The sequence below is a fragment of the Psychrobacillus sp. FSL W7-1457 genome (genome assembly GCF_038593405.1).
Taxonomy (GTDB): Bacteria; Bacillota; Bacilli; order Bacillales_A; family Planococcaceae; genus Psychrobacillus.
This window is the reverse complement of record NZ_CP151993.1, coordinates 1,723,604-1,739,075: the sequence shown is the minus strand read 5'-3', so window position 1 is coordinate 1,739,075 and position 15,472 is coordinate 1,723,604. Positions and strand designations below refer to the sequence as shown.

The window sequence follows — 15,472 nt, the reverse complement described above, 5'->3', positions numbered from 1 at the left end:
TGCCTGAGTACATTTTTAATAAATTCTATAGTGGATTGGAGTGCAGAGCGGTGACTCCTAGGGGATTAGCGGCCACGGCGAGCACCCGGACTGAGCGCAGCGAGGGAGAAGGCTTGCCGGGCCGCCCCCAGGAAAGCATCCGCTCGGAACGGAAAGACACGGTCTCAGGAAATAGGAGCCTTTATTCATACTCTACCTCTAAGAGTTTAAAAGTACTTTTTCAGTGCACTCGCCTTTAACATAGCCATATTTTTTTATATTTAAACTGCCCTAATCTAAAAATGCCCCATATGGACTCCCTCTCTAAGTTAGTTTAGTATCTAACTTTTAGTAGGCAGTACATATGGGGCATTGTTGAATAATTAAGGTTTTCTTGATTCCATAATAAAGCGAAGAGCAAGCTTCTTTTCCGTTTCTTTAAATAATTCATCCAGCTGTCGAAACGCCGCAAAAGTTTTATAGTTCTGTTTTATAAAAGTAAAACGTTCCTGATAGTTTAATGGACAAGTGCCATCTGCAAGGTCAATTAACTCGTTTAACAGATCAATTCCTTTTTCCATTAAATCAATAGACCCGTTATTTCTTTTTTTATAATGAGCTTGTATCTCATCTCGCATCTTTGACCACTTTGCAAAAAGTCCGACAAAGTCTTCTTTTTTAAGCTTGGACAACTTTACTCATCCTTTTTTTACCCTCTCTGCACACAGGCAGTAACGGACATTGTGGGCAATTGGGATTTTGTGCCTTGCAATGGTAGCGGCCAAAAAATATAAGCTGGTGATGTGCCTTGGACCAGGATTCAATCGGAGTCTTTTTCATTAACGTTTCCTCGACCTGTAGGACAGAGTCCTTCCATCGACATAGTCCTAATCGCTTCGATACTCTTTCGACATGAGTATCGACGGCAATGGCAGGAATGTCAAAAGCAACTGAAACAACTACGTTAGCAGTTTTGCGCCCTACTCCTGGAAAAGTAGTAAGTAGATCTCTGTCTTCCGGTACTTCTCCATTATAAAGCTCTATTAGTTGCTTACTAAGCGCTTGAATATTTTTTGCCTTATTACGATATAGGCCGATTGAACGTATGTCGTTTTGTAGCTCTTCGATTGAAACTGCTAAATAGTCTTCGGGCTTTTTATATTTTTGGAACAAATTTTTAGTTACTTTATTTACAAGCACATCCGTGCATTGCGCTGATAAAAGTGTAGCTACTAATAATTCAAAAGGATTATCGTGGACTAACTCACAATGAGCATCCGGAAACATCCTTTCCATTTCCTCTAAACAAAAATGCCATTGGGCCTTTGTAAGCAACGTTCTCCACCTACTCTCTTTCTTCTAACCAATTGTAAAAAGGAACTTTCGCCGCATCTAAGGATTGCTCCTTTGGTCTTTGCATTGGTATATGCTGTCTAAACTGAGCCGACTGATTTTCTGCAGCTTCTACTGTTTTTATATTTTTCTTTTTCCACTCGAATAATATGCGGTCTATATAGCGCAGGCTTAGCTTTTGAGATAAGACAGCCTCTTTCAAAGCTAGCCTTATTAAAGAGGCAGAATGCTTGTCCTGGTCAAACCACATTCCAATTGTTTCATATTCCATTGGAGATAACAATCTACCGAATTCAGCTTCAAATAATTTGTAAATTTCGCCTTCTTCGCCCTTCACTTCTTCGTCTTCTTTATTAAGGTTTTGTTGCTCTACGCAATCGACCAAAAGCTCCCATAAATGATTAAAATCATAGTATTCATAATGAACTCCATTTTCGTCCATATGCTGTTCAATTTGGATTAATCCCTTTTGGACAAGACGTTGTAAAATCGTCACTACTTTATGTTCGTTAAAATGTGTACGTTCCACTAAGTTTTGAGGGGTTGGAAAGTGGTTACCCGCTTCTCCAAAAGCGATAAGATGTAATAGCAGAATAGCTTCCTCGTCCTTGACATTAATGGCCTTGTAATGGCTAAAAAAAAGCTGGGAAATGGTTACATTTCCCTGCTCTGTCCAGATTCGGAGCCGATTTCGCTTTTGCATACTCGCACTCCCTTTCTTATATAATACGCTGTAAAAGTTTATTAACGTAAATGTTCTTTCTTTCTGATTCTTATTATGGATATAAACGGTTTAATAGTCTTGGGAATGGGATAGATTCACGTACGTGTTCTGCTCCACTTAACCAAGCTACTGTACGTTCTAATCCAAGCCCAAACCCTGAGTGAGGAACAGACCCTTGTTTACGTAGCTCTAAATACCATGCATAAGCCGATTCATCTAATTTATGCTCTGCAAGACGTTGTTTTAGTAAATCATAATCATGAATACGTTCTGATCCACCGATAATCTCACCATATCCTTCAGGAGCGATTAAGTCCGCACATAATACAACATCGTCTCTGTCTGGATGAGGCTGCATGTAGAATGGTTTAATGCCTATAGGATAATGCGTGATGAATACTGGCATATCATAGCTTTCTGCGATAGCTGTTTCATGCGGTGATCCGAAATCATCTCCCCATTCAATATCATCAAAGCCTTTCTCGTGTAAAAACTTAATTGCATCATCATACGTGATACGTGGGAATGGTGCTTGAATTTTTTCTAATTTAGAAGTGTCGCGTCCTAAACGTTCTAATTCTAATTGACAGTTTTTAAGAACAGATTGGACAATATATGCCACGTATTGCTCTTGTACTTCTAGATTCTCATCGAATTCTACAAACGCCATCTCTGGCTCGATCATCCAAAATTCAATTAAGTGACGTCGTGTTTTAGATTTTTCTGCACGGAATGTTGGTCCAAAGGAGAATACTTTTCCTAATGCCATTGCTGCAGCTTCCATGTATAGTTGTCCAGATTGAGATAAATATGCATCCTCATCAAAATACTTTGTATGGAAAAGCTCTGAAGTTCCTTCAGGAGAAGATCCAGTTAAAATTGGTGGATCCATTTTTACAAATCCATTTTCATTAAAGAATTCATATGTAGCACGAATTATTTCATTACGAATTTTCATAATTGCGTGTTGTTTTCTAGAACGCAGCCATAAATGACGGTTGTCCATAAGAAATTCAGTTCCATGCTCTTTTGGTGTAATAGGATAATCAACCGCAGCGTGAATTACTTCGATTTCTTTTACTTGTAGCTCATATCCAAAAGATGAGCGTTCATCTTTAGTTACTTCTCCAGTGATATACATAGAAGTTTCTTGAGTTAACCCTTTTGCTGTTTGGAAAATTTCTTCTCCAACAACTTCCTTTACTACTACTCCTTGTACAAAGCCGGAGCCATCACGTAGCTGTAAAAAGGCAATTTTTCCGCTTGAGCGCTTGTTCGCAAGCCAAGCCCCAAGTTTTATTGTTTCTCCGACATGGTTGGCCATATCTTTAATCATAATTTTTTTCATGTTGTCCTCCATTAGTCATAAATAAATTTTACAAATTGGATATTCTCTTCCACCAGTCGCCGTTATCAAATAATAGATAAACGTAGTTTAGATTATCCTTTGAATTGACAAAGGTAATCTCCCATACAGGGCCAACCTCTTCCACACCTAACTTAGCGTGGAGCACCTTACTTTCTTGCTCTCCATCCAAAACGATGGAGATGGCTTCTTCTTTTGATATACCCTCTTCAAAGCTTACCTCCATGATAGGCTCTTCATTTGCCTTCAGAGGGATAAAAAATGCTTTTTTGGCGCCATCTTTTGTGTTACCTATAATCGTCTGATAAGAGTCGGTACTATTATACACATAGGATTCATCAATTGTCTCCAATAAGTTATTCTTTAGTGTATAAGATTCTGCAGACGTTAAGGCTTCCTTAAATGGCTCCCGAGCCTGAGTATATATAAGAATGCTAAGGATTGCGGTTAGGCTAATTGTAAAAATAACGATAAATAATAGCCATCTTTTAAGTGCCATATTTAGGTCCTGTAAATGGTAAAGACTGCTTTTTCTTGGTCTTCTTTATCTAATGCCAATCCAAACATTAAATCCTTTTCCTTCAAAGAACGGTTCAATGCATCTACTATTTTGTATAGATCTGATTGGTATTGTACGGTGACGGTGGAGATGACTTCGATTTTGTTTTCCATATTTCTACCCGCTTTCTAATACTCATCCTTAATTAGTATACCAATTTTCTAGCTCTAAGACTATATTTTCTAGTGATACTTTCTTTACAGGTATGTTAGGAATCGCCTGTAAAAAATCAGCCCCATACGACTTAGTCTCAATTCTTCTATCTAATACGATAAATACTCCCTTATCAGCGGAGGAACGAATTAAACGACCAAATCCTTGTCTAAATCTTAGAACTGCTTCTGGTAAAGAGTAGGATGAAAATGGGTTAAGCCCGTTTCTGCTCATTAATTCTGCACGTTTTTTAAATAATGGGTCATCTGGTGATGAAAAAGGTAAACGCACCATGATCACGACAGACAGTGCCTCCCCTGGCACATCTACGCCCTCCCAAAAGCTATTGGTGCCGAAAAGTACAGATTTCGAGAAGCGTTGAAAGGATTTTAATAGACGCATTCTACTGCCAGTTGTAATCCCTTGGGCAAACAGCATATAATCTTCGAGCAGGTTAGTCTCTTGTATTAACTCAACCGTTTTTCGAAGCATATCTTGTGAGGTGAATAATACAAAGCATCTTCCGCCAGTTACTAGCACTGTCTGAACAATTGCTTCTGCCACTGACTCAATATAGTCAGATTGTGAAACTTGCTGAATATCCGGCATATCTTCAATAATTAGGAGCTCTGCCCCATTATAAAAATTAGATTCTACTTTAAATTGATGAATCGGCACACTCGAACTAAGCCCTAGCTGTGAAGTGATAAAGTATTTGTTAGATGGTACGGTCAAAGTCCCCGACGTCCAAATAATACCTCCACTATCTCTTAACGGAGCCATTGCTTCTTTTATATCCTCTTGATAATCTAATGGTCTTTTGATGATAGTAAGGCTCCCTGGCACACTCCTATTATCTAGTTCGAGCCATTTTGCTTCTTCTTCACCATCCTGAAGAAATATTTCATCCCACTCACTTACTTTAATCTCTAGCTCCCGTAGCCAATATTCCCACTCATTTACGATAACTATTAATTGAGGGTCCAATAGGTTTTTCTTGGACGAGCCAACATATGGCTTTGTGGAATATATAAACGTCTGCAGATTTTTAGCTACTTTGATAAAATATGATTTATCTAGTTCTAACTCTTCCATCGTATTCGTACGTTTCGTACTTTTAGATTTATGAGGGAAGCTTTGTATAGAAGAAATGATGTGAGACATAGCGAGATCAAACGACTCTACAACATTTACAAAAAGCTTCTCTATGCGGAGTCGTACGGATAAAGAGACGTTTATAAGCGACAGTTTGTAAAGTAGATGATCGGTATCTAACGTTCCAAATTGGCCTAAAATATACTTCCAATTAGTATAGGAAAAAATACGTTCTTTTCGAGAAATACTAGCATGGATCATTTGATGTGCTTCATCAATGATAGTTGCACAGCCATTCTCTAAAAGTTTAACTTCTCTATCCTTGTCTGCTATGATCATAGAATGATTCGTCACAAGTATATCGCAATCCTTACTCCGAAGAAGTGCTCTCTCATAAAAGTCAATTCCTTTTACGTCGTTTATCATCTTCTCAGAGGTTCTTCTTATTTTATCAACAAAGAGTAAACCACCTCCAGAGACATTAAGCTCAGAAAGATCACCCTCCTCTGTCATAGTAAGCCAAACTAAAATCTGCATGATAGTGAAGGTTTCATCATATGACTCGTCATCTTGCTGAAGATGCTCCCAAAAACGATAAAGGTCAATATAGTGGTTAATCCCTTTTAGTTTAGCTACTCGAAGATTTATATTCAAAATGTCATGAAGCTTCGGTATTTCCTCATTTATTAGTTGATCAATAAGATGAGTAGTGTAGGTACTAATAATAATTGGCTTTCCTTGCTCTATTCCATAAATAGCAGCAGGGATTAAATACCCTAATGTTTTACCTATCCCAGTCTCGGCCTCACATACTATTTCTCTAGATTCGGACAGCGCTAGGTGAATTCTATCCATAAGCTCAAATTGGCCAGTTCTTTCCTCCAGCTTTAAACTTCCTTGTTGGAATAACTGCTTCTTTTCGTCGAAAGAGCTTGGGTAAACTAGCTCACTTTGCGTTGGAAGAGGCTCATCTCTTTCATATTGTAAAGGGATCCCTCGATATTCTAAATAATCCTTTGAGTCATACATTTTTCTTTTCATCGTCAGCACTTCAAAAAATATAAGAGCTAGATTGGATTTTAATTGAAAGGATCTCTTATGTAAAAGTTCTATTGTTTTCATTGGCAGCGTTTGTAGCTGATCAAAACATTTCAGCAGTAAATAAGCTGTAGCCTTCGCATCGTCATCTGCTCGGTGGGCAGATTCAAGCTCTATATGTAGCTCATTTGCTATATCCTGAAGTTTATAACTATAAATATTAGGAAACATCAGCTTTGCAAATTCCACTGTATCAATCGATTTACAAACTAATTTAGGTAATCCTACACGTTTTAGCTCCTGCTGAAGAAACGTTAAGTCAAAGTTCGTATTATGAGCAACAAAAATATGATCTTGCAACATTTCCAACACTTTTGGGGCAATCTCTTCAAATCTAGGAGCATCCTTGACATCTTCTTCCTTGATGTTAGTTAGATCCTGAATAAATAGAGGAATTTGTTTTTGCGGATTTACAAACGTATTAAAGGAGCCCGTTATTTTATTATTTTCTATAAAAACAATTGCAAGCTGAATAATTCGGTCACCATTGGCAGATGAATGGCCTGTTGTTTCAATATCGACAACTGCATATTTATGATTTTCCAACACACTTCATCTCACCATCATTAAAATTAAAAGCATTCTAACAAGCGCTCGAGCACTGCTTTTTAAAAATTGTACCACATTACTTTATTAGAAACGAAATATATGTAGGACTTAAAAAAAATTAAAATTATTATCCCTACTTCTTTCATTCTCAAATAAACAATTCAAATCCTATTTAGACGAAAAAATGTGCAGATCTAGCTTGTTAGAGAGAAAGTTGCAATAGCAATAAAAAACAAAGCCCCGGAAATTTTACGATTGGTAAAATTTCCGGGGACTTTTGAAATCCAGGGGCTTTTTTCTCCAGCCACCTCCATGTGCAATTATTACATGACTGTTGCTTCTGGCTCGTAGTTGATAATTTGGTTAATCGTATTATCTGAGTTCATAATTCCTACTGTTGGACGATGGTTTTTTGCTTCTTCATTCATTACGTATGCATAAGACAAGATAATTACTATATCTCCACGTTGAACAAGGCGTGCTGCAGCTCCATTTACACAAATTACACCGCTTCCACGTTCTCCTGCGATAATATATGTTTCAAAGCGTGCCCCATTATTGTTATTGACAATATGAACCTTTTCATTTGGCAGCATTCCTACTGCATCCAGGATATTTTGGTCAATTGTAATACTGCCTACATAGTTTAAATCCGCCTCAGTGACTACTGCTCGGTGAATTTTACTGTTTAACATCATTCTTAACATTATTACTGCACTTCCTTCATATTAACTATTATATTATCAATTAATCTTGCTTTTTCAAAAAATACGGCAGCTGCAAATAAGACTTCTTCTGTGTACTCGTTTACAGGTTGTAGTGTTGGATAAGCCAAAGCCTCCAGGTAATCTATTTTACCAGATGTGTTTTCAATTATATATTGTTTAGCTTCAGCAATAGCCTTTTGTACATCCCCCGTGCGATGCACGTTCTCTTTTGCCAGCGTAAGCGCCTTGTAAATATGAGGGGCAACTTCACGTTCTTGCGCGCTAAGAAATACATTTCGCGAACTTTTAGCCAATCCATCTTCTTCACGTATAGTTGGAACAGCAACTATTTCTAGCGGGAAATTGTATGCTTCAACAAACAGCTTAATAATCGCAAGCTGCTGAGCGTCCTTTTGTCCAAAATATGCCTTTGTAGGTTGAACTAAATGAAATAGCTTAGATACTACTTTTAGTACACCATCGAAGTGACCTGGACGTGTGGAACCACATAGCTTGGTAGAAATATCACCGGCATGTATCGTAATCCCACTTTCAAAAGGATACATTTCATCAGGCGTTGGAACAAATAGTAAATCTACTCCAGATTCTACAGCAATCTTTGTATCTCGTTCAATATCTCTTGGATATCTATCTAAATCTTCATTTGGTCCAAACTGTGCTGGATTTACAAAGATACTAGCAACTACGAACTCGTTTTCTGCTCGAGCTCTAGTAAGTAGTGCTTGGTGGCCTTCGTGTAGATACCCCATCGTTGGTACAAAACCAATAGAGTGTTGTTTATGTTTTGCAATAATTGCTTTAAGTTCATCAATCTTTTGTACTGTTTGCATGGCTAGGATTACCTCCGTATAGTTGGTTTAGTTGATCATCCTTCATGGTGAAAGAATGCTCTGTAGCAGGGAATGCACCATTTTTAACTTCTTCTACATACTTCTTAATACCGCTTAAAATAGGTTCCCCCACATTCGCATATTCTTTTACGAACTTCGGTATATGATGAGATCCATACTTAACCAAGTCATGGAATACTAATACTTGGCCGTCCGCAGTCGAACCAGCTCCTATTCCTATCGTTGGTACCATGAGAGCACTCGATATTTGCTCTGTTAGCTGATAAGGGATACACTCCAACACGACAGCACAAGCTCCCGCCTGCTCACATTTTTTGGCATCTTCAATTAGTTTTTGCGCAGCTTCCGCAGTTTTCCCTTGCACTTTATATCCACCCAGAACTCCTGCAGATTGAGGTAACAATCCTAAATGAGCGACTACCGGTATACCAGCAAATGTCAGCTTTTCAATTACAGGTATAATTGCTCCTGCTCCCTCTAGCTTTACAGCCTGTGCACCCGTCTCCTGCATTAAACGAACTGCGTTAGAGAGCGACTGATCGATATTTCCGTGATATGTTCCAAATGGCATATCCACAACTAAAAATGTATTCGGTGCTCCTCTTCTAGCAGCTTTACCATGATGAATCATATCATTCATCGTAACTGTTACGGTAGAATCGTACCCTAGCACTACCATCCCAACTGAATCCCCTACCAAAATCATATCGACATTAGCTTCTTCAGCAAATTTGGCTGTTGGGAAGTCATAAGCTGTGATCATAGAAATCTTTTCTTCATTACTTTTCATTTTCAAAAAATCACTCGTTGTTTTCATCCATTTCCCTCCTTATAAAATTATTACCTCGGTCTAGCACATAAGCTTACCTTTGGTAAAATAGAAGAGAAAACCAAATATAAAGCCCTTCAATCCTAACTTGGACAGAAGGGCAGAAAATTTAAATTCATCGGTTTTCTCCGTCCCTGTCATTCATAGATCAAGGCAGACTATTTAATTTAAAAAAGTAACTTACCGGTGTAGTTCTAAAAAGATACTACCCTTCGCATACAGAATAACAGAATTAGACGAAAACGTCCAAATTAAATTTTGAGTAAATCAATATCAGCCGAATAAATACCTTTTATTTCTCCATTATCTAATTGAAGCTGCAAAGCTCCATCATTAGTAATGCCAATAGCCTGTCCCTCAATTGTATCCCTAAGAGTAGTAGCTCTAATCCTATTGCCAATAGTACAGTTATAGCTCTCCCAAATGAGTTTAATAGGTTCAAAACCTAGAGTGATGTACATATCACTATATTTTTCTAGATAAAATAGAACTTTGGCAGCTAGGAGAGCTCTGTCTACATGTTCTCCAGTTTCCAACTTTAAAGAAGTGGCAATAGATTCCAAAGGTCCTTCAAAGGATTCTGATGTCTGATTTACATTGATACCCATTCCAATAATAATAGCTTGTACACGGTCCATATCTGACTGAAGCTCGGTAAGGATGCCAGTCACTTTCTTCCCATTAATGAGCAGATCATTAGGCCATTTAATGCTTGGCACACAGGTTGTAGTATCTTCTATTGCTCTGGCGATTGCTACAGCAGCTACTAGCGTAAACTGTGCAGCAAATTGAGGACTAATATTAGGTCGGAGTATGAGACTCATCCAGATCCCCTTTCCAGCTGAAGATTCCCAAGAACGGTCTAGTCTACCACGACCAGCAGTCTGCTCCTCTGATACTACTAACGTTCCATGAGCGACACCCTCTCTCGCTTTGTTTGTAGCAATCGTCTGAGTAGAATCACAAACCGGATAATATATAATATTTTTACCTAGTTCTTTTGTTTCGAGATGAAGTGAAATACGTTCACTAGCTAAAGTATCCGGCATCTGTTTAAGAATATAGCCTTTTTTCTTTATAGCTTCAATTTCGTAGCCTTCTTCTCCAAGTCCTTTAAGATACTTCCATACCATCGTTCTAGAAATCTCTAGTTCTTCTGCGAGTGCTTGACCAGAAATTGGGTCTCCCTTTGCAGCCTGGAGTCTCGAAATAATTCTTTCTTTAATTGATATACTCACGAAAAAACCATTCCTTTATCTGTGCTCTGTCGTTTTTTAGTTCTTCGTTCAAAATCATTATTGTTAACTTATCTAAAGCTTCTTTAATCCAAGGGCCTCTTTTTTCCTGCTTCCATTCCATTAAATCATTGCCACTAACTACTACATCTCGCTTAGACGAAATAGCTAACTTCTTTTTTTCTTCTCTCAAGATCTCTGGGGTATATGAATGCTCGATATTAAATAGGACCCTTCCATAGCTCGCTGCTGCAATCAATACTTCATCCGAAAACTGAAACAGCTCCACAGAATCCCAGCTCCCATTATTCAAAGATTCCACAGCACGGAGCACTTCCTTGACGTGTTTTTTTTCTAAATTGGAGCATTTAAAGGCAGAAAGTAGCTCAGTATGGTTAGAATCTTTATTCATTAATATGAAAAATGCCCATCCATTTGCTTTCATCCCAAAGCTATTAAAATCTCCCCATTTAGAGATTGAATCTACCCAATTCCCTACGAAATGTTGAGATATTCCAGTCGAAACAAACAAATCCATTCCTTTGGAGGGGTAATTACTAACCCAAATTTTCTCTAGCTCTACTTTTACTCTCTCTATAGAGATATGACTGATTAAAGGATGAAGCTCTTTGATGGCAGCTTGTGTCGAGCTATCTAAGGTGAAATTTAATTGTGCTGAAAAACGTATAGCTCGTAGCATCCTAAGGGCATCCTCGGAAAACCGTTCCTTTGGATTCCCTACTGCCTTGATCGTACCTTTTTCTAAATCGGAACTTCCTCCGAAGAAGTCGATTAACTTATCTTCTTTAGTTAAAGCCATCGAGTTAATCGTGAAATCACGTCTCTTTAAGTCTTCCTTAAGCGTATGAACAAATTTAACTTCATCCGGTCTTCTATGGTCACTATACGTAGTCTCCGATCGAAAGGTTGTAACTTCAATTGGTTCTGATAAAACAACAAGAACAGTTCCATGTTCAATTCCCACATCAATGGTATGTTCAAATAATTCTTTTACTTGTTGTGGTAAAGCATTAGTTGTTATGTCTACATCGTTAGCTTGCACACCTCTCACGAAGTCTCTTACTGCTCCACCAACCACGTATGCTTCGAAGCCAGCATTTTCAAGTACGGAGATTACTTTATAAGCATCTGGCCATCGATTTTTCATTTATTTTTTCGCCACTCTTTCATACATCTTTTCATATTGCTCTACTATTTGCGAGGAGCTAAAACGTTCCTTTACGATTTGGACTGCCCTTTCCTTTAACTGGTTATGTAAATGAGGATCCTTCAATATTTTCAGACCATATTCGGCAACACTGTCTATATCTCCAAGAGGTACCAAATATCCATTTTCACCAGGTATTATTACTTCAGGTATACCACCGACGGCAGTTCCAATACATGGAACCTCACAAGCCATTGCCTCCAGTAATACTAAACCAAATGACTCTTTTTCAGATAACAGTAGCATCAGATCAGAAATAGAATATAGCTCTGAAACATTTTCTTGTTTTCCAAGAAAAAGAACGTCTTTCTCAATTGGCTTACCCTTCACATATTCCATCACTGGATGCTTTTCTGGACCATCCCCTACTAATAGGAGTTTTGCTGGGACTTCTTTATGCATTAATTCGAAGCTTTTTACAACATCCGGAACGTGCTTGACTTTCCTAAAATTGGATACATGGATGACAACCTTTTCATTCTCTTTAATGCCTAATAATTCTTTTAGGTTGTTTGCATCCTTTTTGTGATACTCTCTTTCATCCACAAAATTATATATCGTCTCAATATCTTTTTTGGTCGTAATTAGCTCTCTAGTTTGTTTCACTAACGATGTAGAGACGGCTGTAACGACATCCGACTTTTCAATTCCATACTGAATGGCTCCCGTCAACGATGAATCATAACCTAGAACTGTAATGTCTGTCCCATGCAAAGTTGTAACAATTCCAATATCAGAATTAGCCATATCCTTAGCAAGGATTGCGCAAACCGCATGTGGTATTGCATAGTGGACATGGAGAACATCTAAGCCCTCATCTTGAATTACTTCAGCCATTTTATTAGCCAAAGCAATATCATAAGGGGCATACTGGAATACAGAGTAACTATTTACCTCCACCTGGTGGAACGTAATAGTTGGATAAATTTTGTTTAAACGAAAGGGAACACTAGATGTGATGAAATGGATCTCATGCCCTTTTTCAGCAAGCATTTTTCCTAGCTCAGTAGCTATAACTCCGGAACCACCAACAGTAGGATAGCAAGTGATACCTATTTTTAGTTTACGCATGTATATGTCCTCTTTTCTTTATCTACCCCGACGTTCTTCTAAAAGACGCCAGTCTAGAAACCCCTCTTCGATTCCTTTAAGGAGAATTTCAGCAGTACCCATATTAGTTGCCAATGGGATTTGATAAACGTCACAAAGGCGGATTAAAGCAGTAACATCCGGCTCGTGAGGCTGCGCTGTAAGGGGATCACGAAAGAAAATAACCATATCCATTTCATTATTAGCGATAGCAGAACCAATTTGTTGGTCTCCGCCTAGTGGACCTGATTTATACCTAAAAACAGAGAGACCGACCTCATTTATAATCCGTGTACCTGTTGTACCAGTAGCAAATAACTCATGCTCTTCAAGAATAGGCTTATATGCTGTTACAAATTGTATTAAATCCTCTTTTTTCTTATCGTGAGCCACCAATGCGATTCTCATCACGTTTTCCTCCTATAAAATAATCTCTTCTAATCCATATATTAATTTATTTTGACACATTACTTCTTTAATAGACAATACCACACCAGACATAAAAGAGCCTCTATTGAATGAGTCATGTCTCAATGTTAATAGTTGACCGTCTCCACCTAATAACACCTGTTGGTGAGCGATTAAGCCTGGCAGTCGAACACTATGAATTCTCATACCTTCAAAATTCGCCCCTCTTGCTCCAGGAAGGATTTCTTCCTCCTGTGGATGTCCTTGCGTTGCCTCTGTTCTAGTGTTTTGTATCATTTGAGCAGTTTTAATAGCAGTGCCCGAAGGTGCATCTATTTTTTCGTCATGATGCATTTCAATAATTTCTACGTCCGGTAAATACTTTGCAGCAGTTTGAGCAAATTTCATCATTAATACTGCACCAATAGAAAAGTTAGGTGCAATGATACAGCCAATTTGTTTTTCTTCCACTAAATTCCTAATACTATCTAGTTGTGCATCAGAAAATCCAGTCGTTCCAACTACAGGTCTTACACCATATTCTAATGCTGTTATTGTATGGTCATATACAGCAGACGGAACTGTCAAATCCACTAAAACATCTGGAGCAGTTTCTTCAATTAATTCAGTTAGGGATGTAAAGATAGGTATATTATCTCCTAGAGTTTCTTCATGTTTTTTAGAATCTAGTAGTCCAACCAATAAAAATTCTGCATTTTTAATAACAGTACTAACTGCTTCTCTTCCCATTTTCCCTCTTGGTCCTGCTATAGCTACTTTAATCACCATAGTTAGTCCTCCTTTTTAGTCCAGCGATCTTTATCTCGAGTGTTATATTTATGTAAAACTTTTTGTAAGGCATCTTCTAAATCTATGCCCTCAGAGTTAGCCAGACAGATTAACACAAAGAAGAAGTCTCCCATTTCATCAGCTAATTCTTTTTGTACTTCCGTATGCTTCTTTTTCTTAGTACCATACTTATGTTGTACCTCTCTCGAAAGCTCACCTAGCTCCTCTGTTAATCTTGCTAGAAGCTCCATAGGAGGAAAATAACCTTCTTTAAATTGGTTTATGTATGTATCAACTTCTTGTTGAAGCATATTTAATGATTTTGTTTCTTTCATTAATCTCACTCTCCTTCATTCATCGTAATAAAAATATAAGGGTGTTGTCAAAAGCAAAAAAATAATATAGATTTAGTATGGACTATAAAATGAGGTGGTACAATGGGGATTGGTTTAAAATTAAAGAATATATTAATGATTATTTTAGGTTCTGCAATATTTAGTTTCGGCTTTGTACACTTTAATATGCAAAACGAACTAGGGGAAGGCGGCTTTTCAGGAATAACATTAATTTTGTACTTTGTCTTTCATTTAGATGTATCTGTAATGAATTTAGTATTAAATATACCTATGTTTATTTTGGGTTGGAAGCTTTTAGGTAGGAGAGTGTTCTATTATACATTAATCGGAACCTTTTCTGCTTCCGTATTCCTGAAAATTTCCCAAATCTACGAAATTCAGCTAGGAATTAATGATGATTTATTTTTAGCCTCTCTTTTTGCTGGTGTGTTTATCGGTGTTGGTTTAGGTATTATCTTCCGAGCTGGCGGAACGACTGGTGGCGTTGACATTATTGCTAGACTAGCTCAAAAGTATCTTGGTTGGAGTATGGGTAAAACCATGTTTATGTTTGATGCCGTGGTTATCATGGTTTCTTGGTTAACCTTCTTAGATATTCGTTCTATGATGTATACGCTTGTAGCAGTATTTGTAGGCGCACGTGTAATTGACTTTGTTCAAGAAGGTGCATATGCTGCTCGTGGAGCATTTATAATTTCTGACCATCAGGACGCTATTGCAAATAGGATTACAAATGAAATGGATCGTGGGGTTACCGTCTTAAAAGGATACGGACATTATACGAAAAAAGATCGTGAAGTATTGTATTGTGTCATTTCTAAAAATGAAATTATCCGTTTAAAAACGATTATAGCTTCTGTTGATCCGCATGCCTTTGTTTCGGTAACAGAAATGAACGATGTCATGGGCGAAGGCTTTACGTTAGATGAACAAAAAAAACCGTTGCTTTAAATTATGAAAGAGCATGCTCACACTTCTACAGTGTAAGCATGCTCTTTTGTTAAGAATTGTTGTTATTCATTAGGCTATGTTAAAGGGTAGGGTTGATTTATAATCCAAAGAAATCTTAGATCAGAGAGTAGA

At 37.8% G+C, this 15,472-nt stretch carries 17 protein-coding genes; 1 reads left to right on the top strand and 16 read right to left on the bottom strand.

Annotation, left to right across the window (positions count from 1 at the left end; all coding sequences use genetic code 11):
• Nucleotides 1–362: 362 nt before the first annotated feature.
• The 16 genes from NSQ95_RS08320 to NSQ95_RS08245 all read right to left on the bottom strand — a co-directional run bounded on the left by NSQ95_RS08320 (nucleotide 363) and on the right by NSQ95_RS08245 (nucleotide 14,368).
• Nucleotides 363–671: a YpoC family protein gene (locus NSQ95_RS08320; RefSeq protein ID WP_251555877.1), complete on the bottom strand. Its 309-nt coding sequence runs from the start codon at nucleotides 669–671 to the stop codon at nucleotides 363–365.
• A complete protein-coding gene (nth, locus tag NSQ95_RS08315) occupies nucleotides 658–1,314 on the bottom strand; it encodes an endonuclease III (protein ID WP_169359601.1) in 657 nt (218 codons plus the stop codon). The genes NSQ95_RS08320 and nth overlap by 14 nt, the downstream gene beginning before the upstream one ends.
• Before the next feature lie 10 nt (nucleotides 1,315–1,324).
• Nucleotides 1,325–2,035 (bottom strand): DnaD domain-containing protein, encoded by a 711-nt coding sequence (locus NSQ95_RS08310; protein ID WP_251555881.1) that lies wholly within the window; start codon nucleotides 2,033–2,035, stop codon nucleotides 1,325–1,327.
• A 73-nt stretch (nucleotides 2,036–2,108) separates the two neighbouring features.
• Nucleotides 2,109–3,404, bottom strand: a complete 1,296-nt coding sequence (asnS, locus tag NSQ95_RS08305) for an asparagine--tRNA ligase (RefSeq protein ID WP_169359550.1) — start codon at nucleotides 3,402–3,404, stop codon at nucleotides 2,109–2,111.
• A 28-nt stretch (nucleotides 3,405–3,432) separates the two neighbouring features.
• Nucleotides 3,433–3,921: a DUF5590 domain-containing protein gene (locus NSQ95_RS08300; RefSeq protein WP_251555882.1), complete on the bottom strand. Its 489-nt coding sequence runs from the start codon at nucleotides 3,919–3,921 to the stop codon at nucleotides 3,433–3,435.
• 2 nt (nucleotides 3,922–3,923) lie between these two features.
• Entirely contained in the window at nucleotides 3,924–4,094 is a 171-nt protein-coding gene (locus tag NSQ95_RS08295; protein ID WP_144536843.1) for a YpmA family protein, read from the bottom strand.
• 28 nt (nucleotides 4,095–4,122) lie between these two features.
• Nucleotides 4,123–6,876, bottom strand: a complete 2,754-nt coding sequence (dinG, locus tag NSQ95_RS08290) for an ATP-dependent DNA helicase DinG (protein ID WP_298469476.1) — start codon at nucleotides 6,874–6,876, stop codon at nucleotides 4,123–4,125.
• Between the two features lie 323 nt (nucleotides 6,877–7,199).
• Nucleotides 7,200–7,583: an aspartate 1-decarboxylase gene (panD, locus tag NSQ95_RS08285; RefSeq protein ID WP_169359553.1), complete on the bottom strand. Its 384-nt coding sequence runs from the start codon at nucleotides 7,581–7,583 to the stop codon at nucleotides 7,200–7,202.
• A 2-nt stretch (nucleotides 7,584–7,585) separates the two neighbouring features.
• Entirely contained in the window at nucleotides 7,586–8,434 is an 849-nt protein-coding gene (gene panC / locus NSQ95_RS08280; protein ID WP_340883703.1) for a pantoate--beta-alanine ligase, read from the bottom strand.
• Entirely contained in the window at nucleotides 8,412–9,272 is an 861-nt protein-coding gene (panB, locus tag NSQ95_RS08275) for a 3-methyl-2-oxobutanoate hydroxymethyltransferase (RefSeq protein WP_340883705.1), read from the bottom strand. Before panB ends, panC begins: the two co-directional genes overlap by 23 nt.
• 263 nt (nucleotides 9,273–9,535) lie before the next feature.
• Entirely contained in the window at nucleotides 9,536–10,522 is a 987-nt protein-coding gene (locus tag NSQ95_RS08270; protein ID WP_340883706.1) for a biotin--[acetyl-CoA-carboxylase] ligase, read from the bottom strand.
• Entirely contained in the window at nucleotides 10,506–11,687 is a 1,182-nt protein-coding gene (locus tag NSQ95_RS08265; protein ID WP_340883707.1) for a CCA tRNA nucleotidyltransferase, read from the bottom strand. The genes NSQ95_RS08270 and NSQ95_RS08265 overlap by 17 nt, the downstream gene beginning before the upstream one ends.
• Nucleotides 11,688–12,818: an N-acetyl-alpha-D-glucosaminyl L-malate synthase BshA gene (bshA, locus tag NSQ95_RS08260; protein ID WP_340883708.1), complete on the bottom strand. Its 1,131-nt coding sequence runs from the start codon at nucleotides 12,816–12,818 to the stop codon at nucleotides 11,688–11,690.
• Between the two features lie 18 nt (nucleotides 12,819–12,836).
• Nucleotides 12,837–13,244 (bottom strand): methylglyoxal synthase, encoded by a 408-nt coding sequence (gene mgsA / locus NSQ95_RS08255; protein WP_169359559.1) that lies wholly within the window; start codon nucleotides 13,242–13,244, stop codon nucleotides 12,837–12,839.
• Nucleotides 13,245–13,256: 12 nt separating this feature from the next.
• Complete coding sequence (gene dapB, locus NSQ95_RS08250) at nucleotides 13,257–14,033, bottom strand: 4-hydroxy-tetrahydrodipicolinate reductase (protein WP_298469467.1); 777 nt, start codon at nucleotides 14,031–14,033, stop codon at nucleotides 13,257–13,259.
• A 2-nt stretch (nucleotides 14,034–14,035) separates the two neighbouring features.
• Nucleotides 14,036–14,368 carry a nucleotide pyrophosphohydrolase gene (locus tag NSQ95_RS08245; protein WP_251555909.1) on the bottom strand — a complete coding sequence of 111 codons (333 nt, stop codon included), beginning with the start codon at nucleotides 14,366–14,368 and terminating at the stop codon, nucleotides 14,036–14,038.
• Nucleotides 14,369–14,470: 102 nt separating this feature from the next.
• Here NSQ95_RS08245 and NSQ95_RS08240 point away from each other — a divergent pair, with 102 nt between their 5' ends.
• Entirely contained in the window at nucleotides 14,471–15,340 is an 870-nt protein-coding gene (locus tag NSQ95_RS08240; protein WP_342560680.1) for a YitT family protein, read from the top strand.
• The last annotated feature ends 132 nt before the right edge of the window (nucleotides 15,341–15,472 follow it).